Origin of the sequence: Streptomyces sp. NPDC057854, assembly GCF_042797055.1 — a bacterium.
Classification (GTDB): domain Bacteria; phylum Actinomycetota; class Actinomycetes; order Streptomycetales; family Streptomycetaceae; genus Streptomyces.
Map to the genome: position 1 here is coordinate 327,383 of NZ_JBHVMF010000001.1, position 25,264 is coordinate 352,646.

Annotated in this window: 21 protein-coding genes and 1 pseudogene; 12 read left to right on the forward strand and 10 right to left on the reverse strand. The window is 71.5% G+C overall.

Annotated elements, in window-relative coordinates; all coding sequences use genetic code 11:
• Window positions 1-229 precede the first annotated feature (229 nt).
• Both ACFVQZ_RS01510 and ACFVQZ_RS01515 read right to left on the reverse strand, forming a co-directional pair.
• Complete coding sequence (locus ACFVQZ_RS01510; RefSeq protein ID WP_383618719.1) at window positions 230-952, reverse strand: helix-turn-helix domain-containing protein; 723 nt, start codon at window positions 950-952, stop codon at window positions 230-232.
• On the reverse strand, window positions 952-1,851 hold the full coding sequence (locus tag ACFVQZ_RS01515) for a universal stress protein (RefSeq protein ID WP_383618721.1): 900 nt from the start codon (window positions 1,849-1,851) through the stop codon (window positions 952-954). The genes ACFVQZ_RS01510 and ACFVQZ_RS01515 overlap by 1 nt, the downstream gene beginning before the upstream one ends.
• 399 nt (window positions 1,852-2,250) lie before the next feature.
• Between ACFVQZ_RS01515 and ACFVQZ_RS01520 the strand changes: the two genes are divergently transcribed.
• On the forward strand, window positions 2,251-2,820 hold the full coding sequence (locus ACFVQZ_RS01520; protein ID WP_383619521.1) for a CBS domain-containing protein: 570 nt from the start codon (window positions 2,251-2,253) through the stop codon (window positions 2,818-2,820).
• Between the two features lie 25 nt (window positions 2,821-2,845).
• Here ACFVQZ_RS01520 and ACFVQZ_RS01525 read toward each other — a convergent pair.
• Window positions 2,846-3,025 (reverse strand): annotated as a pseudogene (locus ACFVQZ_RS01525) (DUF1918 domain-containing protein); the annotation flags it as partial.
• Window positions 3,026-3,273: 248 nt separating this feature from the next.
• On the opposite strand from ACFVQZ_RS01525, the gene ACFVQZ_RS01530 reads away from it, so the two are divergent.
• From ACFVQZ_RS01530 to ACFVQZ_RS01565, 8 genes are read left to right on the forward strand one after another with little or no spacing between them, the layout of a single operon-like run.
• On the forward strand, window positions 3,274-3,951 hold the full coding sequence (locus tag ACFVQZ_RS01530) for a CBS domain-containing protein (protein WP_383618723.1): 678 nt from the start codon (window positions 3,274-3,276) through the stop codon (window positions 3,949-3,951).
• A complete protein-coding gene (acsA, locus tag ACFVQZ_RS01535; RefSeq protein WP_383618725.1) occupies window positions 3,948-5,750 on the forward strand; it encodes an acetate--CoA ligase in 1,803 nt (600 codons plus the stop codon). The genes ACFVQZ_RS01530 and acsA overlap by 4 nt, the downstream gene beginning before the upstream one ends.
• Window positions 5,750-6,814 (forward strand): pyruvate dehydrogenase (acetyl-transferring) E1 component subunit alpha, encoded by a 1,065-nt coding sequence (gene pdhA, locus ACFVQZ_RS01540; RefSeq protein ID WP_383618726.1) that lies wholly within the window; start codon window positions 5,750-5,752, stop codon window positions 6,812-6,814. Before acsA ends, pdhA begins: the two co-directional genes overlap by 1 nt.
• Window positions 6,811-7,821 carry an alpha-ketoacid dehydrogenase subunit beta gene (locus ACFVQZ_RS01545; RefSeq protein WP_383618728.1) on the forward strand — a complete coding sequence of 337 codons (1,011 nt, stop codon included), beginning with the start codon at window positions 6,811-6,813 and terminating at the stop codon, window positions 7,819-7,821. The genes pdhA and ACFVQZ_RS01545 overlap by 4 nt, the downstream gene beginning before the upstream one ends.
• A 1-nt stretch (window position 7,822) precedes the next feature.
• A complete protein-coding gene (locus ACFVQZ_RS01550) occupies window positions 7,823-9,157 on the forward strand; it encodes a 2-oxo acid dehydrogenase subunit E2 (RefSeq protein WP_383618730.1) in 1,335 nt (444 codons plus the stop codon).
• On the forward strand, window positions 9,154-9,423 hold the full coding sequence (locus ACFVQZ_RS01555) for a phosphopantetheine-binding protein (RefSeq protein WP_383618732.1): 270 nt from the start codon (window positions 9,154-9,156) through the stop codon (window positions 9,421-9,423). Before ACFVQZ_RS01550 ends, ACFVQZ_RS01555 begins: the two co-directional genes overlap by 4 nt.
• The gene (locus ACFVQZ_RS01560) at window positions 9,423-10,103 is read left to right on the forward strand and encodes a CBS domain-containing protein (RefSeq protein WP_383618734.1); all 681 of its coding nucleotides are present in this window, start codon (window positions 9,423-9,425) and stop codon (window positions 10,101-10,103) included. Before ACFVQZ_RS01555 ends, ACFVQZ_RS01560 begins: the two co-directional genes overlap by 1 nt.
• Window positions 10,100-10,954, forward strand: a complete 855-nt coding sequence (locus tag ACFVQZ_RS01565) for a universal stress protein (RefSeq protein ID WP_383618737.1) — start codon at window positions 10,100-10,102, stop codon at window positions 10,952-10,954. Before ACFVQZ_RS01560 ends, ACFVQZ_RS01565 begins: the two co-directional genes overlap by 4 nt.
• 12 nt (window positions 10,955-10,966) lie before the next feature.
• Here the strand turns inward: ACFVQZ_RS01565 and fdhF are convergent, their stop codons facing one another.
• From fdhF to ACFVQZ_RS01580, 3 genes are read right to left on the reverse strand one after another with little or no spacing between them, the layout of a single operon-like run.
• Entirely contained in the window at window positions 10,967-13,660 is a 2,694-nt protein-coding gene (gene fdhF / locus ACFVQZ_RS01570; RefSeq protein WP_383618739.1) for a formate dehydrogenase subunit alpha, read from the reverse strand.
• Entirely contained in the window at window positions 13,657-15,351 is a 1,695-nt protein-coding gene (locus ACFVQZ_RS01575; RefSeq protein WP_383618741.1) for an NADH-ubiquinone oxidoreductase-F iron-sulfur binding region domain-containing protein, read from the reverse strand. The genes fdhF and ACFVQZ_RS01575 overlap by 4 nt, the downstream gene beginning before the upstream one ends.
• A 44-nt stretch (window positions 15,352-15,395) precedes the next feature.
• Window positions 15,396-15,653 carry an SHOCT domain-containing protein gene (locus ACFVQZ_RS01580; protein ID WP_383619523.1) on the reverse strand — a complete coding sequence of 86 codons (258 nt, stop codon included), beginning with the start codon at window positions 15,651-15,653 and terminating at the stop codon, window positions 15,396-15,398.
• Window positions 15,654-15,889: 236 nt separating this feature from the next.
• Here ACFVQZ_RS01580 and ACFVQZ_RS01585 point away from each other — a divergent pair, with 236 nt between their 5' ends.
• From ACFVQZ_RS01585 to ACFVQZ_RS01595, 3 genes are all read left to right on the forward strand, one after another.
• Window positions 15,890-17,104, forward strand: a complete 1,215-nt coding sequence (locus tag ACFVQZ_RS01585; protein WP_383618743.1) for a nitrate/nitrite transporter — start codon at window positions 15,890-15,892, stop codon at window positions 17,102-17,104.
• 138 nt (window positions 17,105-17,242) lie between these two features.
• Complete coding sequence (locus ACFVQZ_RS01590) at window positions 17,243-17,989, forward strand: ABC transporter ATP-binding protein (RefSeq protein WP_383618745.1); 747 nt, start codon at window positions 17,243-17,245, stop codon at window positions 17,987-17,989.
• A gap of 2 nt (window positions 17,990-17,991) precedes the next feature.
• Window positions 17,992-20,928 carry an ABC transporter permease gene (locus ACFVQZ_RS01595; protein WP_383618747.1) on the forward strand — a complete coding sequence of 979 codons (2,937 nt, stop codon included), beginning with the start codon at window positions 17,992-17,994 and terminating at the stop codon, window positions 20,926-20,928.
• A gap of 87 nt (window positions 20,929-21,015) precedes the next feature.
• Here the strand turns inward: ACFVQZ_RS01595 and ACFVQZ_RS01600 are convergent, their stop codons facing one another.
• The 4 genes from ACFVQZ_RS01600 to ACFVQZ_RS01615 form a co-directional block, all read right to left on the reverse strand.
• The gene (locus tag ACFVQZ_RS01600; protein WP_383618749.1) at window positions 21,016-21,534 is read right to left on the reverse strand and encodes a flavodoxin domain-containing protein; all 519 of its coding nucleotides are present in this window, start codon (window positions 21,532-21,534) and stop codon (window positions 21,016-21,018) included.
• A 121-nt stretch (window positions 21,535-21,655) separates the two neighbouring features.
• On the reverse strand, window positions 21,656-21,874 hold the full coding sequence (locus ACFVQZ_RS01605; RefSeq protein WP_383618751.1) for a GYD domain-containing protein: 219 nt from the start codon (window positions 21,872-21,874) through the stop codon (window positions 21,656-21,658).
• Between the two features lie 778 nt (window positions 21,875-22,652).
• Window positions 22,653-22,820 (reverse strand): pirin, encoded by a 168-nt coding sequence (locus ACFVQZ_RS01610; RefSeq protein ID WP_383618753.1) that lies wholly within the window; start codon window positions 22,818-22,820, stop codon window positions 22,653-22,655.
• A 735-nt stretch (window positions 22,821-23,555) separates the two neighbouring features.
• Entirely contained in the window at window positions 23,556-25,160 is a 1,605-nt protein-coding gene (locus ACFVQZ_RS01615; RefSeq protein WP_383618755.1) for a glycoside hydrolase family 13 protein, read from the reverse strand.
• Window positions 25,161-25,264: the final 104 nt, after the last annotated feature.

Consider the following 25,264-nt stretch of genomic DNA (forward strand, 5'->3'; position numbering starts at 1 on the left):
GGTTGGCTCACCGCGGCGTTCCCGAACACGGCCATGGCCCCCCTACGGCGCCGACCACTAAGCGGCCTTCGACCTGAGCAGACGCCGGAGCCGCCGGTCGTCCTCGACATGCGGGACAAGGTCGCCGACTTCCACCTCAGGGCGGACCCCGAGCGCGCCGAACGCGCCAGGCTCACGTATGTCTGCGGCGCCCGTCGCAGCGGATTCGAGCCCGCCCGGCACTCAGAGATCACCGACGGGACGGCCCTTGATCGGCTGACCCGGGCGCCGTGCCGGGCGCACCCGGCACACGGATACGGCGGCCGGTCACCCGGCGCGGCGAGAGCGTCACCACGGTGTCCCGCCCGTCCCCGGCCCACGGCCCCGAGTGGACGGCGTCCCTGACCCTCCGTGCCGCCGTCTCGTCCGACACCGTTCGCACCGGACCGACGAGGAGCACGCTCCAGCCCTGGCTGAAGGCTTCGTCCAGGTGGTCCTCCTCGAAGGCGACCTCCGCGCCGGCCGCCGAGGCGCGCGTGAGGGACGAGTCCGCGGTGGTCAGGAAGACGATCTGCCCGTCGACGACCTGGTAGTTCACGGGGATCACCATGAGCCCGTCCCGTCCTTCGACGGCGATCCTGCCGACGCCGTGGTCGTCGAGCAGCTGCCAGCACTCGGCCTCGTCGATCTCCTCCATCCGTGGCCGGTACCCGGCGCGGCCTCCTCCGGGCGCGCGGTCCGCTGTGGACCCGGTGAGATCCTGGACGGTGGTCTCCAGGGCGTTCGCGAGCCGGATCAGAAACTCGATCCCCGGAGTGGGCACCCGTTCCTCCACGTAGGCGATGAAGCCAGGGGTGGAGCCGGCCCGGTCGGCCACTTCCTCACGGGACAGAGCGAGTTGGGCGCGCCTTGCCGCGACGCGGCGGCCGAGGTCGCTCGTGGCGTGGGGGGCGTGCCGGTCGGCTGTGTTCATCACGGCTCTCCTTCCGTGCTCTCGAGACGCCGCTGGGGTACGACGGCGACGGGACACGTGGCATGGTGCAGGGCGCGGTGGGCGACCCTGCCGAGCTCCAGACCGACGAGCCCGTCCCGACGCCGGGCCCCGACGACCAGCAGGTCGGCGGCCGCGGAGCGCTCGGTCAGCACCCTGTGGGCGGGGCCCTCGAGTGTGGCCCTGCGCAGGCGCACCCGGGGATGTTCGGTCACCGCGGCCTCCAGGGCCTTGTCGAGCAGTTCGGAGGACTGTTCAACAAGGTGGATCGCGCGGTTGCCGCTCAACAGCGGGTGGTCGATCGGTTCGTGGGCCGGCCGTCGCCAGGTGCGGACGACGTCCAGCTCCGCGTCCCGGGCTGCAGCCTCACGGAAGGCGAAACGCACGGCGGGCGAGTCCACGTCGTGCTCTCCGACGCCAAGCAGTACACGTCCATGGCGCGCCTCCAGGGCGTGCCGATCCCCTCTCACGACGACGACCGGGCAGTGAGCCCGGGCGGCCACGATGAGGCCGACGGAGCCGAGCAGAAGGTCGGCGAACTCGCCGCGCCCGCGGGATCCGACGACGAGAATCGCTCCCTCCTGCCCTTCCCTCAGCAGCGCGGTGGACGCGTCCTCGGCCAGGACAGCAGTGGTGAGGGGCAGATCGGGTGCGCGGCGCCGGGCGCGTTCGGCCGCGATGCCGACGATGTTCTCGGCGAGGATCTGGCCCGACGGCCGGTCCGTGGCCCAGGTCGGCACGACTCCCTCGTACCGCTCCCAGAGCGAGGCATGGACGATCCGCAGCGGAAACCCATGCCGTACGGCTTCGTCGACCGCCCAGCCCAGTGCCGTGAGGCTGGGGTCGGACCCGTCGACTCCTACCACCAGGGGCGATTCCATCGCGCCCACCGCCTTTCCAGGTCGTGGGGTGGCCTGCTGCCACGCTCACACCGGCTGCATGAGCCGGGTAGGGCCGGTCGGTCCCTGGCTCGGCCCGCCCAGACCACTTGGGGAGGCGGCGCGATGACACGACAGGAGGAGGGGCCCATCCGCTTCTCGCGGATCCTGATCGCGCGGTGCACGGCTCGAAACCGCTTCCCCGCGTCCCTGGAACGGGCCCCTCCTCGCTTTCAGGAAAGCACCGGCCAACCGTCCGGGCCAGGGCTGGCCGGGTCACGACGTGCCCCTTTCGGCCCTTGTCGCCCGCCACCCGGCGGCGACACCCTCGCAGGAACAGGATTCGGGGCGCAGACGTACCGGAGGCCGGTCATGAAGCACCCACGTACCGTCGACGACGTGATGACCCACGCGGTGGTCTCCGCCAGGCTCGACGCACCGGTCAAAGAAGTCGTCCAGTCCATGCGGCGCTGGGGCGTGAGCGCGGTTCCCGTGCTGTCGGCCGAGGGGAGGGTGGTCGGCGTGGTGTCCGAGGCGGACGTACTCGGCAAGGTTCCGGGAGAGGACGGCGACGGGGCGGGTCCGGTGACGGCGGGCAGTCTGATGTCGGCGCCGGCCATCACCGTGCCGCGCGGCGCCACGATCGCGGGGGCGGCGCGGCTGATGGGGCGTGGGCGTCTCAAGCGGCTCCCCGTGGTGGACGAGGAAGGCCGCCCAATCGGTGTCGTGAGCCGGGGCGACCTGCTCAAGGTCTACCTACGCTCCGACGCCGAGCTCGCCGAGGACGTGAGGCACGAACTCCTCACACACCTGATCGCTGAAGGCGACGCCGCACTCACCGTACGGGTCACGGACGGGGTGGTGACGCTCGCCGGGCGCCTGCCACCGTCCGTATCCCCGGATCTGGCCCTGCGCCTCACCCGGGCGGTGCCCGGCGTGGTGGACGCGGCGGCGGAGTTCACGACCGCGTAGCGGCCTTCGTGTCATGCGGCGGAAAGTGCTGGACCCGCGCGTCCGGGCCCGGGAACACCAGGGTGACCCTGCCCGTGTCCGACCAGCGGACGTCAAAGGGGGGAGTGCCGTCCGCGTGGTGGAGCCCGACGATCTCACCGTCACGCCCCTCGTCCCCGACCGTGGAACCGCCCACGATCAGACGGTCGCCGACGCGAGCCCACAACCCTGCTCGGGGTATCTCCCGGCCCTGCCGTGTCTCAGTCGCAGTCATGCTCCTCGCCTCCCGGCCCGAGCGACCGGCCGCGGCCCTCCCGAGACCGGTGCTCACGCCTTCCACCATGCGTCCCGATCGGCCGCTCGTCATGGGGCCGACCGTCCCGGAGGGGGACCATTCGGCACTGCCCGCGGGCCGACTCCGCGCAGCAGGGTGAGATCTACCGGGGCCGCCTCGTCCCGTGAAGGAGGACCGTCATGCAGCACCGTACGGTTTTCGAGGTGATGACCCACAACGTGGTCACCGCCGCCCCCCAGACCCCGTTCAAGCAGATCGCCCGGCTCCTCGCCGAACACGACGTCTCCGCGGTCCCCGTCGTCGACCCCGACCGACGGCTGCTCGGCGTGGTCTCGGAGGCCGACCTGCTGCGGGCCACCGCCGAGCTCCCCGACCTGGAGGGGCGTCTGGCAGGCGTCCGGCTCCTGTCCCAGGAGCGAGGGCTGCCCGACGCGGAGACGGCCGCCGAGCTGATGACCTCGCCGGCCATCACCGCGCAGCCGGGCTGGAACCTCGTCGAGACGGCCCGGACGATGCATCGGAAGGGAGTGAAGCGGCTTCCCGTCGTGGACGAGACCGGTCGGCTCGTCGGGATCATCAGTCGCAGCGACCTGCTGCGGCCCTTCCTGCGCAGTGACACCGCGATCCGTGACGAGATCGAGCGCGACGTCCTGGCCGACACTCTGCGCCTCGCTCCCGACACGATCCGTGTGACCGTCGATGACGGAGTCGTCAGGCTCACGGGCCGAGTCGACGAACGTGCCGATGTCCGCGTGATCGTGCGGCTCTGCCGCTCGGTCGACGGAGTGGTCGCCCTGCACGAATCGATCGAGTACGCCTACGACAATCTCGCGCTCGACGTGGAGCCACCGCGATGAACGCCCTGTGGTCGGCGCCGGTCATGCCCGACTACGACAGCGCCCGGGCCACGTTCTCCTGGCGATGCGAGCGGTCCCGGCTCGCCGGGCTTCCGGACGGCGGCATCAACATCGGATACGAGGCGGTCGACCGGCACCTGCGTGAGGGCCACGGCGATCGCGTCGCGCTGCGCTGCGTCGACCGCGACGGCTCCGTGGCGACGGTGACCTTCGCCCGGCTCGGGGCCGAGAGCTCCCGCTTCGCGCACGTGCTGGAGACGCTCGGCCTGGAACGAGGCGAGCGGGTGTTCACCCTGCTCGGCCGCCGCTTCGAGCTGTACAGCACCGTCTTCGGAACGCTGCGTTCCGGGCGAGTCCTGTGCCCCCTGTTCACCGCCTTCGGTCCCGAACCCGTCGCACTGCGCATGGAGCTGGGCAACGCCCGGGCGCTGGTCACGACCCGGGAGCTGTACGAGCGCAAGGTGGCCCCGGTACGGTCCCGGCTTCCGCACCTGCGGCACGTCCTTCTCCTCGACCCCGGGGCCGACCCGCCCCAGGACACGCTCTCCTTCCCCGCGCTCACGGACGCCGCGCCGGACGAGTACACGGTGGGGCCGACCGATCCGGCGGAGCCGGCGCTGCTGCACTTCACCAGCGGTACGACCGGCACTCCCAAGGGCGCGGTGCACGTGCACGAGGCGGTCCTCGCCCATCACGTCACCGCCGCCTACGCCTTGGACCTGCACGAGGGTGACGTCTTCTGGTGCACCGCCGACCCCGGCTGGGTCACCGGCATGTCGTACGGCATCATCGCCCCGCTCACCCACGGGGTGACCACCGTCGTCGACGAAGGAGACTTCTCCCCCGCTCGCTGGTACGGGATCCTCGCCGACCAGCACGTCACCGTCTGGTACACGGCTCCCACCGCTCTGCGCATGCTCATGCGGGCCGCGCCGCGCAGCGGCGACTCGACACCCGCCGCGCACTACGACCTCTCGTCGCTCCGGTTCGTCGCGAGCGTCGGCGAGCCGCTCAATCCCGAGGCCGTGCACTGGGGACGGGAAGCGCTCGGGCTTCCGGTCCACGACACCTGGTGGCAGACCGAGACCGGTGCCATCATGATCGCCAACTTCGCGGCCGATCCGGTGCGGGCGGGGTCGATGGGCCGACCGCTTCCGGGCGTCGAGGCCGCCGTTCTGGCATGCGGCCAGGACGGCCGGGCCGCGGTCACCGACGGGCACGTCCAGATCCTCCAGGAGCCGGGTGCTCAGGGCGAGCTCGCTCTGCGGGCGGGCTGGCCGTCGATGTTCCGCGGCTACCTCCACGAGCCGCAGCGTTACGAGGCGTGCTTCGCTGACGGGTGGTACCTGACCGGCGACCTGGTCAGCCGCGACGCCGACGGCTGGTACTGGTTCGTGGGCCGCGCCGATGATGTCATCAAGTCCGCGGGGCACCTCATCGGGCCGTTCGAGGTGGAGAGCGCGCTCATGGAGCATCCGGCCGTCGCCGAGGCTGGTGTCATCGGCCGCCCTGACCAGCTGGCGGGCGCGATTGTCAAGGCGTTCGTGCTGCCGCGCCCAGAGTATCCGCCCGACACCGAACTGCGGCGGGACGTCCTGGCGTTCGCCCGTCGGCGCCTCGGGCCGGCTGTCGCCCCCCGCGAGATCGAGTTCGTCGAGGATCTGCCTCACACCCGTAGCGGAAAGGTGATGCGCCGCCTGCTGCGGGCCCGCGAACTGGGCCTGCCCGAGGGCGATGTGTCGACGCTGGAGACACCCGAACCGGCCGGAACGGCCAGGCCCTCAGGGAAGGAGCCGTGATGGCCACCGCACATGGCGGCACGTCCGCCAGGACATCACAGACGAAGCGGCCCCGTCGCACTCGGGGACCCGCGACGCCCGCCCTCTGCCCCGCGGCGGCCCACGACCTGGACCTACTGCGGCAGATGCTGCTCATCCGGCGCTTCGAGGAGCGGTGTGTCGAGCTGTACAGCGCGGCGGCGATCCGCGGTTTCGTCCACCTCTACATCGGCGAGGAGGCGGTGGCGGTCGGCGTGCACCAGGCGCTCGACGAGGCGGACGCGGTCGTCTCCACGTACCGCGAGCACGGCCACGCGCTGGCCCGTGGGGTGCCGCCCGGGGCCGTGATGGCGGAGATGTACGGGAAGGCCACCGGGTGCAGCCACGGCCGCGGCGGCTCCATGCATCTCTTCGACGCCGGCCGCCGCTTCTACGGCGGAAACGCGATCGTCGGCGGTGGCCTGCCGCTCGCGGCCGGTCTGGCCCTGGCCGACCGGATGCGCGGCGAGTCCGGAGTGACCTGCTGCTTCTTCGGTGACGGAGCCTTCGCCGAGGGTGAGTTCCACGAGACCGCCAACCTGGCCGCGCTCTGGGGGCTGCCCGTGCTCTTCGTCTGCGAGAACAACCTGTACGCGATGGGGACGGCCCTCGCCCGCGAACACGCCCAGACGGACCTGGCGATGCGGGCGGCGTCGTACGGCATGGCGGCCTGGGCCGTCGACGGCATGGACGTACATGCCGTGGAGAAGGCGGCGCGCGGAGCGGTCGAGTCGATTCGGGCCGGCAACGGACCGCACTTCCTGGAGATGCGGACGTATCGCTTCCGCGCGCACTCGATGTACGACCCGGACCGGTACCGTCCCAAGGACGAGATCGAGGAGTGGAAGAAGCACGACCCGGTCACGGGACTCGCCGAAGGCATGCGCAAGGCCGGCTTCCTCGACACGGACGCCCAAGAGGCCCTGGACCACGAGGTCATGGAGGCGATCGACCGAGCTGTCCGCGCGGCCGAACAGGCTCCCGAGGAGCCGACCGAAGATCTGCTGCTCCATGTCACGGGCCGACACGAGGAGGTTCCGTCATGAGCACGCGTACGCGACCGCGGGCGCATCCCGACGACGGCACCATCACGTACAGGGAGGCCCTTCGGGAGGGCTTGCGCGAGGCGTTGGCGTCGGACGACCGGGTCTTTCTGATGGGCGAGGACGTGGGCCGCTACGGCGGATGCTTCGGCGTGAGCCTCGGCCTCCTGGAGGAGTTCGGCCCCGATCGTGTCCGCGACACCCCTCTCTCGGAGTCGGCGTTCGTCGGAGCAGGGATCGGCGCCGCACTGGCGGGGATGAGGCCGGTCGTGGAGATCATGACGGTCAACTTCAGCCTGCTGGCACTCGACCAGATCCTCAACAACGCCGCCACCCTGCGGCACATGTCCGGCGGACAGCTCGGTGTGCCGCTGGTGATCCGCATGACGACGGGTGCGGGACGGCAGCTGGCCGCTCAGCACTCCCACAGTCTCGAGGGCTGGTACGCCCACATCCCCGGCCTTCGTGTCCTGGCGCCGGCCACGATCGACGACGCCCGCCATCTGCTGTCCGCCGCGCTGACCGACCCCGACCCGGTGCTGCTCTTCGAACACGGCAGCCTCTACAACGCGGCGGGCACGCTCGACCCGGCCGTCCACGAGGTCGACCTGGACCGTGCGGCCGTCCGCCGCGCGGGCGACGACGTCACCGTCGTCGCGTACGGCGGCTGCGTGCCCAAGGCCCTCGAAGCCGCAGAGGAACTGGCGGGCGCGGGGATCAGCGCGGAAGTCGTCGACCTGCGGTCGCTGCGGCCCCTGGACGACGCCACGATCATCGGCTCGGTCCGGCGGACCCACCGGGCCGTCGTGGTCGACGAGGGATGGCGCAGCGGCAGTCTGTCCGCCGAGATCGAGTCGCGCATCTGCGAGCAGGCGTTCTTCGACCTCGACGCACCCGTGGAACGCGTCTGCAGCGCGGAGGTCCCCATCCCCTACCCCCGCCGGCTGGAGGAGGCGGCGCTCCCCCAGCCGGCAGGAATCGTGGCGGCGGCACGCCGGGCGGTGAGCTGAGATGGCCGAGTTCACGATGCCCGCACTCGGCGCCGACATGGACGAGGGCATGCTCTCCGAGTGGCTGGTGCACCCGGGTGACCGCGTGACGCGCGGCGACGTCATCGCGGTGGTCGAGACCGCCAAGTCCGCGATCGAGGTGGAGTGCTTCCACAGCGGCACGGTCGAGGCCCTCTTGGTGGACGAGGGCACCACCGTGCCGGTGGGCACACCGCTGGCACGCATCGGCACGACCGCCGAAAGCCCGCCGGCCGAAATCAGTCCGCCCGAGAGCCGACCGGCCGAAAGTCCACCTGCCGAGCCGCCATCGACACCCCTGGTCCGCCGACTCGCCCAGGATCGGCACGTCGACCTCGCCGTCGTCCACGGTTCGGGCCCTGGAGGCAGGATCACTCGCGCAGACGTGGAGCACGCGGAACCCACACCGGCACCGGCATCAGAGCGCGACAAGACCGCGCCGACGACACGGCGGGTGAAGCCAGTGAGGGGCGACGACTCGGCCAAAAGGCGTCCCGCTTCGCTGCGTGTGAAGGCTTCTCCGCTCGCCCGGCGGCTGGCCACCGAGTTCGGCGTCGACCTCGCCGATGTGACCGGCACTGGTCGGGATGGCACCGTCCGTGCGGATGACGTCCGTTCAGCCGCGGCCGCCGAGGGCGCGCAGCGGCCGGCCGTCCCGGACATGGCGCGGGCGGCCACGGCCCGGCTCATGAGCCGATCCAAGCGGGAGATCCCGCACTTCTACCTCGCCACGACCGTGGACATGGCAGCGGCCGTGGAATGGATGCACGCCCGCAACCGCGAACTGCCGCTCTCCGCAAGGCTGGTACCCGCGGCACTCACGTTCAAGGCCGTCGCGCTGGCGGCACGGAAGGTGCCCGCGCTGAACGGGTACTGGGTCGACGACGGCTTCGTTCCCTCGGAGGAGGTACGGCTGGGCGTCGCGGTCTCCCTCCGAGGCGGCGGCCTCGTCGCACCCGCCCTCGCCCACGCCGACACACTCTCCGTGGCCGAGGTGATGGCGACGCTCAAGGACCTGGTGGCACGGGCACGGGGCGGCCGACTCCGGGCGTCCGAGACCGTCGACCCCAGCCTCACCGTCACCAACCTCGGCGACCAGGGCGTCGAGGCCGTGTTCGGCGTCGTCTACCCGCCGCAAGTCGCACTCGTCGGCCTCGGCAGGATCGTCGAGCGGCCCATGGCCGTGAACGGCCTGCTGGGAGTACGTCCCGTGCTGACAGCCACGCTCTCCGCCGATCACCGAGCCGCCGACGGCGCCACCGGCGCGCGTCTCCTGACCGCCCTGGACCGGCTCCTACAACACCCGGAGGAACTGTGAACAACGAACAGGCGAAGGCGTTCGTTCGGCAAGCCGTGCAGCGCGTCGTCCCCGGCGCCGACTTCACAGGACTCGATCCCGGCGTGTCCCTCCGGGACACCTTCGAGATGGACTCGCTGGACTTCCTCGAGTTCGTGGAAGCGCTCGCCGAACTCAGTGGGAGGGAACTCACCGAAGACGATTATCCGGCCCTCGTCACCTGGGACGGCTGCGCCGCTCGCCTGGTGGCCGGAGCGGGTGCGTCCGCGCAGGGAAGGAGCGGGTGATGCGACACCGCAGGATCGACAAGCTGATGACCCGTGAGGTGGTGAGCGTCCGCGGCGACGCGCCGTTCAAGGAGATCGTGCGGGTGCTGTCGCAGCACCGAGTCACCGCGCTGCCGGTGGTGGACGGAGAGAACCGGGTGATCGGAGTCGTGTCGGAGGGCGATCTGATGCGGAAGACGGCCGACCAGGCCGCCACCCCGGGAGACATGCCGGGCGTGCCGGGTCTCGAGGCGTGGGAACGAGCGAAGGCCGAGGGAACGCGCGCGGAGGAGCTGATGTCCGCACCCGCCGTGTGCGCCCGCCCCGACTGGACCGTGGCGGAGGCGGCCCGGCTCATGGAGGTCCAAGGGATCAAGCGGCTCATCGTCGTCGACGACGAGGATCACCTGGTGGGCATCGTGAGCCGCCGCGACCTCCTGGGCATCTTTCTCCGCCAGGACGACGAAATCCGCCGGGAGATTGTCGAGGACGTGCTCGGTGACACTCTGGGTCTCGACCCGACCTTGATCGCGGTCGACGTGCGAGAGGGGCGTGTCGACCTCACCGGGAAGCTGCGCTTCCGCGGCATGATCCCAGCCGTCGTGCGCATGTGCGCAACGGTCGACGGAGTGGTCTCGGTCTCCACGACCCGTCTCACCTACGACATCGACGACACCGTACGAGGAGGTGGACGATCATGACGCACGGCATCGTGGTCGGCCTGGACGGAACTGATCAGGCGAACGCCGCCGCGCAGTGGGCCGCGGAAGAGGCGGTGCTGCGCGGCACCAGGGTGCACCTGGTCCATGTGAAGGAAACTCCGCCGGATGTCCCGCTGCCGCTCGCGGCGCGGGAGCCCGACGAGGCGTGGGCGGAGGATCTGCTCGCCCGCACGGCGGCCGGGCTGCGCGAACGCCATCCGGATCTGTCGGTGACTACCGGGCTGTTGCCGTCGGAGCCCGTGATGAGCCTCGTCGCCGCGGCCGAGCAGAGCGATCTGCTCGTCCTCGGCTCCCGCGCACTGGGCGGTACGACCGGATACCTGATCGGCTCGGTCGGGATGACGGTCGCCGGTCTCGTCGAACGACCCGTCGTCCTCGTACGTGCCCTCGACACGTCACCTCCGCAAGGACCCGTCGTGGTCGGCGTCGACCTCCGGCAACCCGTGGACACCGTTCTGGGATTCGCCTTCGAGGAGGCGGCACGGCGTCTTGCCCACGTGCGGGTCGTCTACGCGCAGCAGCTGCCCGTGTACGCGACGCTCGGCCCCGCCATGGTCCCGGACATCCGGCTCGCCGTCGCCCCCGAGATCCAGCGTTCGCTCGACGATCTCCTCGAACCCTGGCAAGCGAAGTTCCCCGACGTGGCCGCGAGCGGGCGAGTGACGATCGGGTCGGCCGGCCAGGAGCTGGTGCACACCGCCGCGGAAGCGGCTCTTGTGGTGATCGGTCGGCGCACCCGGGGTTCGGCGCTGGGTACACACATCGGCAGTGTGGCCCACGCGGTACTGCACCACAGTCGGTCACCGGTCGCTCTCGTCCCCCACGGCTGACCTCGGAGCCGATCAGTCGTCGGATGCAGCCGGCAGCAGCCGTACCGCCGTGACCTTGTACTCCGGACACGAGGTCACGGTGTCGGCGTGCTCCGAGGTAAGGGAGTTGACGCCGCTGGCCGGGAAGTGGAAGGCGCAGAAGACCTGCCCCGGAGCGAGCTCCGTGCCGACGCGGGCGACGAGTCGCGCCTGTCCGTGGCGGCTCTCGACGGTGACGGGGGTGCCGTCCCGCAGTCCGTGCCGTGCGGCGTCCTCGGGATGCAGGTCCAGGCGGTCCTGCGCGTCGAGGAGGAGGTTTCCGCCGCGCCGGGTCATGCTCCCGGAGTTGTAGTGTGCCCAGCGGCGCCCTGTGACGAGTACGAGCGGATACTCCTCGTCCGGCGCCTCGCCGGGCGGCAGACAGGGGGCCGCTGACAGGTGTGCGCGCCCGTCGGGAGTGGCGAACTCCTTGCTGTACAATGTGCGTTCGCCCGGCTGATCCGGTGCGGGGCAGGGCCAGGGCACGGCCCCCTCCCGGTCGATCCGCTCGTGCGAGAGACCGGCGAAGAGAGGCGTCACACGTCCGCACTCTGCTAGGGCCGCCGCCGGGGTGGGGCACCCCAGGCCGGCCCCGAGGGCATCGGCGACGGCGTGCACGACCTCGAAGTCGGAGCGTGCTGCTCCGGGCGGAGCCACCGCCTGCCTGACACGCTGGAAGCGGCGGTCGAAGTTGACGAAGGTCCCGTCCTTCTCCAGCCAGGAGGCCACGGGCAGGACGACATCGGCGTGGTGGGCGGTCTCCCCGAGGAAGAGCTCGTTGACGACGACCAGCGGGCAGGCATCGAGGGCCTCCGCGACCCGTCGGCTGTCGGGATCGGTCGCACACACGTCCTCGCCGATCACCCACAGCGCCCGCAGCCGGCCCTCCCGGGCCGCCGTGAACATCTCGGGGATGCGCATACCCGGCCGCTCGGGGACCGGTCGCCCCCACACCGCCTCGGCGCGAGCACGGGCCTCCTGGTCGGTGACACGGCCGTAGCCCGGCAGCAGATCGGGCAGGGCGCCCATGTCGGAGGCGCCTTGGACGTTGTTCTGACCGCGCAGGGGGCTGATGCCGAACCCGCGGCCGGTGCCTCCGACGGCGCCGCGCAGGATGGGCAGGTTCGCCAGGCTCCGGACGCCGTCGGTGCCGTGCAGGTGCTCGGTGACCCCGAGCCCGTACAGGACGGCCGGCCGCTCCGCGCGGCCGTAGAGCCGGGCGGCCTTCCTGATGTCGTCGGCGGAGACGCCGGTGATCTCGGCGACCCGCTCGGGCGGGTAGTCGGCCAGCAGGTCGGTGAGTGCGTCCAGTCCGGTGGCGCGTTCGCGGAGGAAGCCCGGGTCGGTCATGCCTTCGTCAACGAGGACGTGGGCGAGGCCGTGGAAGAGCGCGACGTTCGTACCGGGGCGCGGACGCAGGTGCACATCGGCATGGCGGGCGAGACCCACGGCACGTGGGTCGGCCACGATCAGGGAGGCACCCGAGAGCGCCCGCTGCAGGAGGCGCGCGCCCACGACGGGGTGGGCTTCGACGGGGTTGGCGCCTACGACCAGGAGGCAGTCGGCCGTCTCGACGTCGTCGAAGGGGTCGGTGCCGCCGGCGCGTCCGAAGGACGCGGTGAGTCCCGCGGCGGAAGGGGCGTGGCAGAGGCGCGAGCAGTTGTCGACGTTGTTGGTGCCGATGACGGTCCGCAGGAACTTCTGGACGAGGTAGTTCTCCTCGTTGGTGGCACGGGCGGAGGAGATCGCGGCGACCGCGTCGGGGCCGCCGTCCCGTACGGCGGCGCGCAGCCCCTCGGCGACCCGGGCGATCGCCTCGTCCCAACCGGCGGGCCTGAGAACACCGTTCTCACGGACCAAGGGCTCGGTGAGACGTTCGGCCGAGCCGAGGTATCCGTGGGCGAAGCGGCCCTTGACGCAGGCGTGGCCCTGGTTGACGGGCCCGTCCCGGGCGGGAAGCACGGCGGCGACCCGGTCCTCGCGGACGACGACGTCGAGGGTGCAGCCGACTCCGCAGTAGCCGCAGGTGGTGCGCACGCTGTCTGCGGGTGTCCGCCGGGAGGTGAGGCCCTGGCCGGGTCCGGGCTGGGTGATCGCCCCCGTGGGGCAGGTGTCGACGCAGCCGCCGCAGGACACGCAGTCGGAGGCGACCCAGGGGCCGCCGGTGCCCGGGGCGACGACCGTGTCGGCACCGCGCCCGGTGAGGGTGAGAGCGAACGTCCCCTGTACTTCGGAGCACATCCGGACGCAGCGCCCGCACGCGATGCACAGGTCCCGGTCGAGGTGGACGTACGGGTGGCTCTCGTCCCGCCCGCGCGCGGGGTCACCCGCCGCCGTGTCCGCCGGGATTCCCAAGGACTGGCACGCCTCGGCCAGTTCACTGTGCGCGCTGTCGGCGAGTGCGTGCGGCGGGAGCGCCGAGGCGATCAGGGCTACCGCGTCCCGGCGCAGGTTCCGCAGGCCCTCGTCGGCGGTGTCGACGGTGAGGTCCACAGTCGCGGGTGTGACGCAGGCGGCGACGGTCCGGCCGTCGGCGCGGACCAAGCAGGTCCGGCAGGAGCCAGCCGGCCGGAGGCGGTCGTCGTGGCAGAGGGTGGGCAGGTCGGCTCCGGTGGCGCGCACGGCGTCGAGCAGCGTGGCTCCGGCGGGAAGTTCGACCGGGACGCCGTCGACCTGGAGCCGGATCATCGGCCCCATCCTTCCAGGGCGGGCCCGTAGGCGCGGGCGAGGCTGCGGACGGCGGCGGGGACACGGCGGCCGAAGGCGCAGAGACTCGCCTCGCTCATCAGCCGCGCCATGCGCTCGTACGTCTCCCCCGGCCCGCCCCGGTCCTGCGCGAGTTCGAGCCCTCGGCGGGCGCCGACCCGGCAGGGCGAGCAGGCTCCGCAGCTCTCGTCGGCGGCGAACTCCCAGATGTGGCGGAGGAGTTCGTACGGATCGGTGTCGGCGTCGAAGGCGACCATGCCGCCGTGGCCGAGGGCGGCGCCGTGCGCGGCGAGTTCGGCCGTGGTGAGCGGGACGTCGAGGGCGGTCCCTGCGAGGAAACCGCCGAGGGGCCCGCCGATCTGGAGGGCGACGAGCTCGCGCCCGGCCTTGAGGCCACCGCCGAACCGGGTGACGATCTCGCCCACGGGAGTGCCGAGTTCGACCTCGTAGGCCCCGGGCCGGGCGAAGCGTTCGGACAGGCAGATCAGTTTGGTGCCGGTCTCGTCCGGTACGCCGCGTCGGGCGTAGGACGCTCCGCCGTGGGCGACGATCCAGGGCACGGCTGCCAGCGTCTCCACGTTGTTGACCACGGTCGGCCTGTCCCACAGGCCGTGGTCCGTGGGGTAGGGGGGCCGGGGGCGCGCGCAGCCGCGAGCGCCTTCGAGACGGGCGATGAGGGCGGTCTCCTCGCCGGAGACGTAGGAACCCGCTCCTTCGACGACCTCGACGAACGGCCGCGGCCCTGCTGCCTCGGCCGAGGGGGCCAGATCGCCGGCCTCCGTCGCGCGTTCCACCGCCCGGCGCAGCCGGGCCACGGCTCTCGGGTACTCGGAGCGCACCAGGACGGTCCCGCGCGCGGCGCCGCAGGCGAAGCAGGCCAGGGCGAGTCCCGCGAGGACGCGCTCGGGGTCCTCCTCCATGAGCAGCCGGTCGGCGTACGAGCCCGGGTCGCCTTCGTCCCCGTTGGCGACGACGACGGTTCCCGGCTTCCCCGCCGCCGCGGCCCACTTGTCGGCCACCGGGAAACCGGCGCCGCCCCGCCCGCGGAGTCCGGAAGCGGCGGTCTCCTGCCGTACGTCGTCGGGCCGCAGTCCGGCCACCGCCTGGCGCCACACGTCCCAGGCGCCCTGCCCTCCCAGGATCCCGGTGAGCAGGACGGGCGCCCCGGTGGTGTCGGCCGCGGGGATGGCCGGCGTGCGCGGTTCCGTCCGCCCGCGGAGCTGGTCGGCCAGGTCCGGGCCCGTACGGGGCAGGGTGCCGTCGAGGGCGGCGGGTCCCGCGTAGCAGTAGCCGAGGCAGTGCACGGTCTGCAGCGAGGTCGAGCCCGCCTCGTCGACCGTGCCCGCCATCATTCCGAGAGCGCGCTCCACCTCCGCCAGATGCTCCCCGCCCCGCGCGGCGAAGCACGCCGTCGCCGTGCACACCCGCACATGCCGCTCCCCGCGCGGGGCGGCGAGATCGGCGAAGAAGGTGGCGGGGCCGAGCCCCGCGGCGGCCGGGAGTCCGGCTGCCTCCGCGACCTGGGGCGCCCATGCCCCGGGCTCTTCCGGGGTGCCTGATCTGGTCCGCTCCAGCGCGGCCGGCAACAGCCCGCCGCGCCCTCCGTGCCGAGCGGTCAGCTCACGGAGCGCGTCGGGGCGTCGACCCGGCTCCCCGGGCATCCGACCGGCCATGGTCCCAGAGTGACCGGCCGCGCCCGCGCCCGCATCCCGACCGGTCACGGTCCCCCGCTGCGCAAGGCGGTCAGGCGTCGGCGGTATTCCTCCTCGTCGATCTCACCGCGCGCCAGTCGCTCGCCCAGGATCTGCTCGGCCGACTCCGCTGGGCCGAGACCCCGAGGCCGCTGCGCGGCGCGGTCCAGTGAGCGGAGGAGCATCACCGCGACGGTGATGAGCAGCCCCCAGAACAGCACCATCCCGGCCGACATGGCGAACCATCCCCACCCGTTCATGCCGTCGCCGTACCAGAACATCATCGCCACTCACACTCCCGACGGCGGACCGGCAGGTGCCGGACACTCCTGCCTGCGGCCTGTCCGTGACTCCACCGTGCCCTGCCCATCACTCCCCGCACAGGGCCGACCGGCCCATACCGTGGGGCCGCACGATCACGGAAGGGAACGAGTGGCCCCTGTGACCGGGATCCTGGCGGCGGGAGTGTGGGAAGCGGAGGGCGCACGCCGCCCACGCGGATCACTGCCGGGAGGTCACGATGGTCCGGAACACGGGGAGCCGACCGGTCGCGGACGCGCCGCAACCGTGGCAGATGCTGATCCTCGCCACCACCGGGTTCGCGCTCTGCTTCTGGGCCTGGGCCCTGCTGGCCCCTCTCGGCCCGCGGCTCCGGGACGACCTCGCCCTCAGCTCCTTCGAACAGTCGCTGGTGGTCGCCGTGCCCGTGGTGGTCGGCGCGCTCGGCCGGATCCCGGCCGGGGCACTGACGGACCGCTGGGGCGCGCGCCGGGTCTTCCCCCTCGTCGCGGGGCTGACGATCCTCCCCGTTTTGTACCTCGGCCACCTGGCTGACTCGCTGGTCGAGGTACTCGTAGGCGGCTTCCTCCTCGGGCTCGGGGGAACGGCCTTCGCCGTCGGCGTGCCGTTCGTCAACGCCTGGTACCCACCCGAGCGGCGGGGCGTCGCCCTCGGAATCTTCGGCATCGGCACCGGCGGTACGGCCCTGTCCGCGTTCACCACCGTCCAGCTCGCCGACGCCGTCGGGCGCGCCTTCCCCTTCGATCTCGTGGCCGCCTGCCTCGCCGCGTACGCCGGAGTGGCCTGGTTCCTGCTCCGCGACCGTCCGGGACGCGCGACGGCGACGGGGTCGATGGTGTCGCGCACGGCGCTGGCCATGCGAACGCCGGCCACCTGGCAGTTGGCGTTCCTGTACGCAGTGTCCTTCGGAGGGTTCGTCGCGTTCAGTGTCTACCTGCCGACCTACCTCAGCCGAGCCTACGAGCTCGGCCGCTCCGACGCGGCACTGAGGACCGCGGGATTCGTCGTCCTCGCCGTGGCGATGCGGCCGGTGGGCGGCTGGCTGTCGGACCGTACCCACCCCGTCCCCGTACTGACTGTTTCGTACGGTGTCGTTTCGGTGTGCGCCCTCATCGCGGCGTTCGAGGCGGACCTGGTCCCGGTGGGAACAGCGGCCTTCTTCGGCATGGCCGCCGGCCTGGGCGCCGGATCCGGGGCCGTCTTCGCGCTCGTCGCACGTCTGGTTCCGGCCGAGCGGGTCGGCTCGGTGACCGGAGTGGTCGGTGCGGCGGGTGGTCTCGGAGGCTTCTTCCCACCCCTTGTGATGGGAGCGGTCGACAGCATCGCCCACGACTACACGTGGGGGTTCGTCCTCCTCGCCGTCACCGCGACGGCCGCGGGCAGCCTGGCCGCCACCGCTGTCCGCAGACGCGCCCGAGCCGCCGCAGACGTCTGACGGCGGACGCCTGACCGCGCCGATGAACAGCGTCGGCGGACCGCTCGGTGCGACCTTCCCGGCACCCCGGAGATTGGGCCCTTCGGCCCCTTCTCGGGCCTGGGTGGCCGTAGCGCAGCGCTTCCTCCGGAGGTTGGGATGGAGAGCATGAACACCGACCGGGCACTCCTCGTCGCCACCGGCGTCAGCAAGATCTACCGGACGGGATCCGTCGCGGTCACCGCCCTGCTCGACCTTGATCTCCTCGTGCGCCGGGGCGAGTTGGTGGGTGTCATGGGACCGTCCGGTTCCGGAAAGACCACGCTGCTCAACTGTCTGTCGGGGCTCGACGACATCGACGGCGGCCGGGTGGAGGTCGACGGCCACGACCTGTTCGCCATGTCAGACGCGGCGCGCACGGAACACCGGGCCCACACCATGGGCTTCGTCTTCCAGGCGTTCAACCTCATCCCGGTCTTCTCCGCCGTGGAGAACGTCGAGCTACCCCTGCTGCTCGTGGGCACCCGGCCGCGTGAAGCGCGGCGCAGGGCGCTGGACATGCTCGACCGGGTGGGCCTCGGTCACCGAGTCGAGCACCGACCGAGCGAGATGTCCGGCGGTGAACAGCAGCGCGTGACCATCGCCCGCGCCCTCGCCGGACGCCCGGCCATCGTCTGGGCGGACGAACCGACGGGCAACCTGGACAGCGCGATGGCCGACCAGATCATGGACCTGCTGTGCGAGCTCAACCAGGACGAGGGCCAGACGATCGTCCTGGTCACACACGACAGCGCCATCGGCGCACGCGTCCCCCGACTGATCCGGATGCGCGACGGGCAACTGGTCGACGACGTCCGCCAGGCCGTCACCGCCCCGACCGCGATCCGTGACATCCCCATGGGCTGACCATGTACCCGAACCTTCTCGTCCCGCTGCTCACCGCCCTGGCCCTCGCCCTCGCGGCCATGGTGCTGGTCGCCTTCCGACAGCCGGTGTCACGCCGGCTGGCCTTCCGGCAAGTCGCCCGCCGGCGCACCGAGGCAGCGCTGGTGATCGGCGGATCGATGCTCGGCACGGCCATCGTCATCGGCGCCCTGGTCGTCGGTGACACCTTGAACTTCTCCGTACGCCAGGAGGCGTACCGCACTCTCGGGCCGGTGGACGAGCGCGTCGTCGCACCGCCCGGGCCGACCGGGCGCGTCGTCACCGAAAGACTGGCCGGCCTGGCCGGCGATCCCGATGTCGACGGTGTCCTGAATGCCGGGGCCGCGCAGGCATCGGCCGTCAGCGGTGCCGGTGGCCGCGAGGTCGCCGAGCCGCGCGTCCTGGCCTGGCAGATGGACTTCGACGAGGCATCGCGGTTCGGCGCGGAAGGGGGCGACTCCGGTCTCGGCGGACCGAACCCGAAGCCGGGCCAGGTCGTGGTCAACGAGCCGCTGGCGCGGTCCCTCGGCGTGGGAGCCGGTGACCCGATCACGGTGTACCTGTTCGGCGCACCGCAGACGTACCGGGTCGAGCGTGTGGTCCCGGAGCAGGGCCTGGCCGGTGTGGGCCTCGGTGGCAGGCTGAACCGCGACGTCTTCCTGCCCCCGCAGGCCCTGGACGCCGCCGCCCGGGCCGCCGGCAAGGAGCCGCGCTCGGTCACCTTCGTGTCCAACCGAGGCGGCGTCGAGAGCGGCGAAGCCCTGACCGACCGCGTGACCGCCGACATCCGGCAGGCGCTGGGCCCGCTCGCCGGCCAGACGTCGATCGAAACGCCGAAGCACACGGTCCTGCGGGACGCGAAGCAGGCCGGGGACTCCCTCGGAGCCCTGTTCCTCATGATCGGCAGCTTCAGCATCATCGCGGGCGCACTGCTGCTGGTGAACATCTTCGTCATGCTCGGCGAAGAGCGGAAATCCCAGATGGGCGTGGTGCGGGCCGTGGGAATGAAGCGCTCGCGGCTTGTCGGGTCCTTCACCCTCGAAGGAGCGACCTACGCGTTGCTGTCCGCACTGCCGGGCGTGGCCATCGGAGTGGCCGTCGGCTGGGGCGTCGCCGTGGTGGCCGCACAGATCTTCCAGGGCTGGTCGGTCGGTGGCAGCAGCATCCGGATCGCGTTCGACGTCACCCCCACCAGCGTCCTCAACGGGCTGGCCATGGGCCTGCTCATCGCCTTTGCCGCGATCCTCGCGACCAGCGTGCGCATCAGCAGGTTCAACATCATCGCCGCGATCCGCGATCTCCCCGCCACGCCCGGGCAGGGTCCACGCCGCCGTCTGCTCGCGGTCTCCACCACTCTGGCCGTCCTGTGCGCGTTCGTGGCCGTCCCGGCCGTGGCGCGCAGCCAGCCCGACGCGACGTACCTCATGCCGGCGCTCGCCCTCGCCTTCGCCACCCCGGCGCTCCTGCGCGTGCTCCCCCGTCACACGGTCACCACCCTGGTCGCCGGAGCCGTACTGGCCTGGACTCTCCTGGCACCCGTCATACGACCCCGGATCTTCGACACACCCTCGATGTCCGTGTACGTCATCCAGGGCGCCCTGGCCGCCTTCTCCGCCGTGGTGCTCGTCAGCGACAACCAGAAGACACTGCTCCGCCCCGTACGGCGACTCCTCCAGCGCCCGACGGAGGGCGGCCTGGCAGCCCGCCTCGCGGTCGCCTACCCCCTGGCCAAACGGTTCAGGACCGGCGCGACGCTGGTGATGTACACCCTGATCGTCTTCGTCCTCGTCCTCCTGACGGAGATCTCGGGCATCCTCCGCGCCGGCGTCGACGGCGTCGTCGCCGATGCCACCGCCGGATACTCCCTGCGCTTGGACTACAACCCCCAGGTCGCCGGCGACCGACTCGTCCCCGATCTGCGGGCCGGTCCGTCGGCCGCCGGGATCTCCGCCGTGACACCGCTGCTCAACGCCACCGGACGGGCCACCGATCCGGGTGGCCGCAGCCCTCAACCGCTGGACACCGCCGTCGTCGGCGTACCGGACGGGACGATCACCGGCATCACGTTTCGGGAGCGGCTGCCCGGTCTGGCGGACGACCCCGCGGTATGGCGGGCCCTCGCATCCGACCCCCGCTACGTCGTTCTCGACGGCTTCTTCGGCAGCACCGGCGGCCCCGCCGGCGACTACTACGACCCCGGCGACACCCTCGCCCTGACGGATCCCCGGACGGGCCGCAGCGAACAGAAGGTCATCGCCGGCGTGCTCAGCAACGGGTTGGTCTTCTACCCGAGCACCGGCGCCAGTTCCACCACCTACCCCGTGGTGATGAGCGAGCAGGCCACGCGCGAGCTCTTCGGCACCCAGGCACAGAACGCCTCCGCGCTGGTGAGAACCAGCCCTGGCACCGCACCCGACGCGTTGGCAACCCGACTGCAGGGCGAGCAGCTGTCGTCCAGCCTGGTCGCCACGCCCATCGAGTCGGACATACGCCGCCAGTTCGACTCCAGCACCGCCTTCTTCCGCCTCATGCAGGGCTTCCTCGTCCTCGGCCTCGGCGTGGGCATCACCGGCCTCGGTGTCGTCATGGTCCGAGCCGTACGCGAACGCCGACGCACCATCGGAATCCTGCGGGCCCTCGGCTTCCGGGCGCGGACCGTGCAGCGGTCCTTCCTGTGGGAGAGCGCCTTCGTCGCGGTGGAGGGAATCGTGCTCGGATCCCTGCTGGGCGTACTGACGACCTGGCTAATGTACAGCAACAGCGCCGCATTCGAGGGCCTCGAAGGCGGGTTCCCCATCGAATGGACCAGCGTCGGCGGCCTGGCGGCAGCCACCTTCGTCGCGTCGCTCCTGGCCACGATCGGACCAGCACGACGCGCGGCCGCCATCCGCCCGGCCCTCGCGGTCCGCGTCACCGAATGACGGGCAACCCAGGACAGCTCATCCAGCCAACCCAGTGGTAAGGCGCCGCCGTCACGAAATCCACTTTCCCAGCGCACCGCCGCCTCGTCACGTACCGAGCTCCTGGGCGATTTCGTCCGCCCAGGCGTCGATCGCCGCCCAATCCCGGTGGTCCCCGTAGCGGCAACCGAGCAACCGGAACAACAAGGCACCCTTCCGGTCGAGGTGCTCGCGCCGGATCACGCCAGAGAAGCGCCGATGGTCCCGAGGACGGACGACCTCGACGAGAGCGGCGATGCGCGGCTGCACTTTGCGTTCAGCAAGTCGGCGCAACGGCCCGGGCAAGGCGGCGGCCATGCCGACGCTGAACATCCACGTCGGCTGATCGCCTATGCGATCAGCGTTGTTCCTGACGAACCCCTCCGCCGCGGGCAGCCAAGCGCCGTCATGGACCGCGCTGCCCAGCACAAGCGCGTCGCCCGGCGAGGGCCACTGCCTGTCGGAGGACGCGGGCATTGCCCGGATCTCCACATGGTGTCCGTTCAGGCGCAATCGCTCACCAATGCGGTCGGCGATCTCCTGCGTGGAGTGATGCTCGGACGCGTAGAGGACCCGAACGGAGACCATTGCAGTTCACTGCTCCGCGCCGGGAGCCCTGTACCGGACTTGCCCGGCTCTGCCCAGGGCATCCAGTGTTTCGTCGACGGTCAGGAGAACGGTTGTCTCGAACGAGCTGAGCGCGCCGCCTCTACTGATCGCCAGCGCCACCGCAGCCATGGACACGTTGTCGGGGAGCCTCCCACAGGTTGTAGCCGTCATGCGTGCCGAAGGCGTACCAGAAGCCGTGGAGCTTCCCACCGACGGACTCGATGTACGACCGAGCGGCCTCGGCGCGGTCCTCGGGATGCCCGATCAGCCTCGCCCAGGTCTCCGGCGTGTAGCTGAACCTCGACAGATAGAGCGGCATCGGGTCTCTCCTTCGTTTCCCCCACGGATGCCCGCGCTGGGGTGGAGAGCCGCAGGATAGGCCCGCAGATCCCCCGAAAAGCGGGCACACTCTCTCGTGGCGCGCTGGATCGAGGCATGCTCCGTGGCGACCTGTCGGCCCGCCTCTCGCTTGTGTGCCCTCTCGCCGCCGCCAGGGGCCATCGGTCAGAGGTCCACTCCGCCCCGACCAAGATCCGGGCCATACGCGGACCAGCCGCCTGCAGACTGATCAAATCGTGGCCGTTTCCGCTGGTCAGCGGCCACACGAGGCGTGTACCACCAGCACACGAAGAAGCTGTTGGCGAGCGACTCGCCGCATCCGCCGCTTCCGTTGCGGTTCGCCGACGTCAGGAGGCGCGACGCCTGTACGCGCTCTTCCACGGCCGAGACCTGTGCGGGAGCTTCCTGTCGCAGACAGCGGGCATGGCTCTGAGGGCACCCGCGCGGCCCGTACGGCCGAGCAGGCGGTCGGCCCGCGGATGACGAGCGCCGCTCCTGCTCCGCCCCACGTTACCCACGCTGGACCACCCTGCGCCGCACCATCGAGAGAACTGACTTGCCGTCAGAAAAGTCGGCAAAAGGTCAGCGTTCAGCTGACCGGACCCGCTCGTACACGAGCACACCCTGGAAGCACACCAGCCGACTGCGCGGCTGCGGGAGGGGCTGCGATACCCCCCCTCCCGCAGCCGCGACAACAAACCACGGGCAGGACCAGGCACCTCCGCCCCTGCATCGATTCGACGCGGAAAACCCCCAGCTCAGCGCACCCGAACCCGCGCCTTCAGCTGGGCCGCCGGGAGCTCGGAGGCGTCCAGACGGTCACCGTCGTAGCCCTTGACCTCGCCGAGGCGATCGCTCGCCATCCAGTCCTCCCTCGCCTTGCGGATCTCGTCGTCGGTGCGGCCGACGAAGTTCCACCACAACATGGCCACCTATGTAGCGCCGCGAGAGAGATCGCACTGAGTGACGCCGGCTCCAAGCAAAGAGCTTCCGGTTCAGGGTCGGAACTCGCCGGCCTCCGGCCCGAACCAGCACGCTCAACTCCCGTGCTGGTTCCGTGCTGGTTCTCGCCGCTCACAGCGCGAAAAGACGCAGGTCCTAGCCCTGATCGAATGAGTTGTCGTACCACTCGATGGTGGTGCCGATGAGGCTCGCGGCGACGATGCGCTTGATGGATCCGGGAGACGTGGGGGCGGGTCTTGCGGCGGCCATGTGCACCACTTCCGAGCGAGTGACGGGGACGGTGTTCGTGTCGCCACACCGTAGAAACCCGCTGGTCACGCGTGTATGTGGCTGCACACCATAGTTCGGCGGCCGAAGGTGCGGCCGACCACCATGCGGAGGTCCTCCGAGGCGGGCGAGCACCTTCCGGACAGCGGTGTGCCCCCGCCGCAGGAGGGCGTCGGTCAGGGCTGCTTCTGCCCCGGTTCGACGACGGGGTTCTCACTCCGGTGCTGGTTCGGTGCTTACCTGAAACCGCACGTCAGCCGGATCCTCACCGGCCTCGACATCACCAGCCGGGCTGCTTTTCGCCGGCGTGGCCGTCGCCCCCTCGTCCCCCTGGGGGGCGGACGTACGACGCCGGCCACGGCCGACCGGCCGGCACACCGGGCGTCCCGCCGTTCGCGGCGTGGTCGGCGTTCCGTCGGTCGGCGGCGTGGTCAGGTACGCAGCCAGACGGCGGTGTCCGGGGGGAGGGTGCCGTCGGCGGGCAGCTCGTCGCTGGCCAGCAGGACGGCGGTGTGCGGCGGGAGGGGTGCGGGGCGGCCGGAGAGGTTGACGACGCAGAGCAGGTTCTCGGTGCGGGCGAAGGTCAGCACTCCCTCCGGCGACGGCAGCCATTCCATCGGGCCGTCGCCGAATCCGGTCTCGCTCCGGCGCAGCCCGAGGGCGGTGCGGTAGAGGGTGAGCATGGATCCGGGGTCGGCGGCCTGGCGGTCGACGGCGTATCCGGCCCAGTCGGCAGGCTGTGGCAGCCAGGGTTCCGTACCGGCGCCGAATCCGTACGACGGGGCTTCGGCTTCCCAGGGCAGGGGGACGCGGCAGCCGTCGCGGCCGGGGTCGACCCCTTCGGAGCGGAAGTGCATGGGGTCCTGGATGCGGTCCAGCGGGATGTCCGCCTCGGGCAGGCCCAGTTCCTCGCCCTGGTAGAGGTAGACCGAGCCGGGGAGGGCCAGGGTGAGGAGGGCGGCGGCGCGGGCGCGACGGGTGCCGAGCTCCAGGTCGGAGGGGGTGCCGAAGCGCTTCTTCGCGAAGTCGAAGCCGGTGTCCTCGCGGCCGTAGCGGGTCGCGGTGCGCGTCACGTCGTGGTTGCAGAGGACCCAGGTGGCGGGGGCGTGGACGGGGGCGTGTTCGGCGAGGGTGGAGTCGATGGCGGAACGGAGCCGGTCAGGGTCCCAGGGGCAGGCGAGGAAGTTGAAGTTGAACGCGGTGTGGAGTTCGTCGGGGCGGAGGTAGCGGGCGAAGCGTTCGGCGTCGGGGAGCCAGACCTCGCCGACGAAGACGCCGCCGTACTCGTCGGCGATCGCCCGCCAGGAGCGGTAGATGTCGTGGATCTCGTCGAGGTCGATGTACGGGTGGGGGTCGACGCCCTCGGCGAAGTCGCGGAGCTCGGGGTCCTTGGTGAGGAGGGCGGCGGAGTCGATGCGGACGCCGGCGACGCCGCGCTCGAACCAGAAGCGCAGGACGTCCTCGTGTTCGCGGCGGACGTCGGGGTGGGCCCAGTTGAGGTCGGGCTGTTCGGGGGTGAAGAGGTGGAGGTACCACTCGCCGTCGGGGACGCGGGTCCAGGTGGTGCCGGAGAACTGGGACGGCCAGTCGTTGGGCGGGAGTTCGCCCTGCGCGCCGCGGCCGGGCCGGAAGTGGAAGCGGGCGCGCTCGGGGCTGCCGGGGCCGGCGGCCAGGGCCTCGCGGAACCAGGCGTGCTGGTCGGAAACGTGGTTGGGGACGATGTCGACGATGACGCGCAGGCCGAGTTCGGCGGCCTCGGCGATGAGCTTCTCGGCCTCGTCGAGGGTGCCGAAGGAGGGGTCGATGGCGCGGTAGTCGGCGACGTCGTAGCCGCCGTCGACCATCGGTGAGGCGTACCAGGGGGTGAACCAGACGGCGTCGACGCCGAGTTCGGCGAGGTAGGGCAGTCTCGTCCGGACGCCCGCGAGGTCACCGGTGCCGTCGCCGTCGCCGTCGGCGAAGCTGCGTGGGTACACCTGGTAGATGACGGCGTCGCGCCACCAGTCGTCGGTGCGGGGCGGATGAGGGGCTGCCACGGGGCGTTCCTTTCGGGCAGGGCGGTTCTTCGCCGCCGGCCCTGACAGCGGGGCGGCGGAGGGGCCGGCGGCGAAGGCTTGTGGGGTGAGGGCCTGGGGCGGGC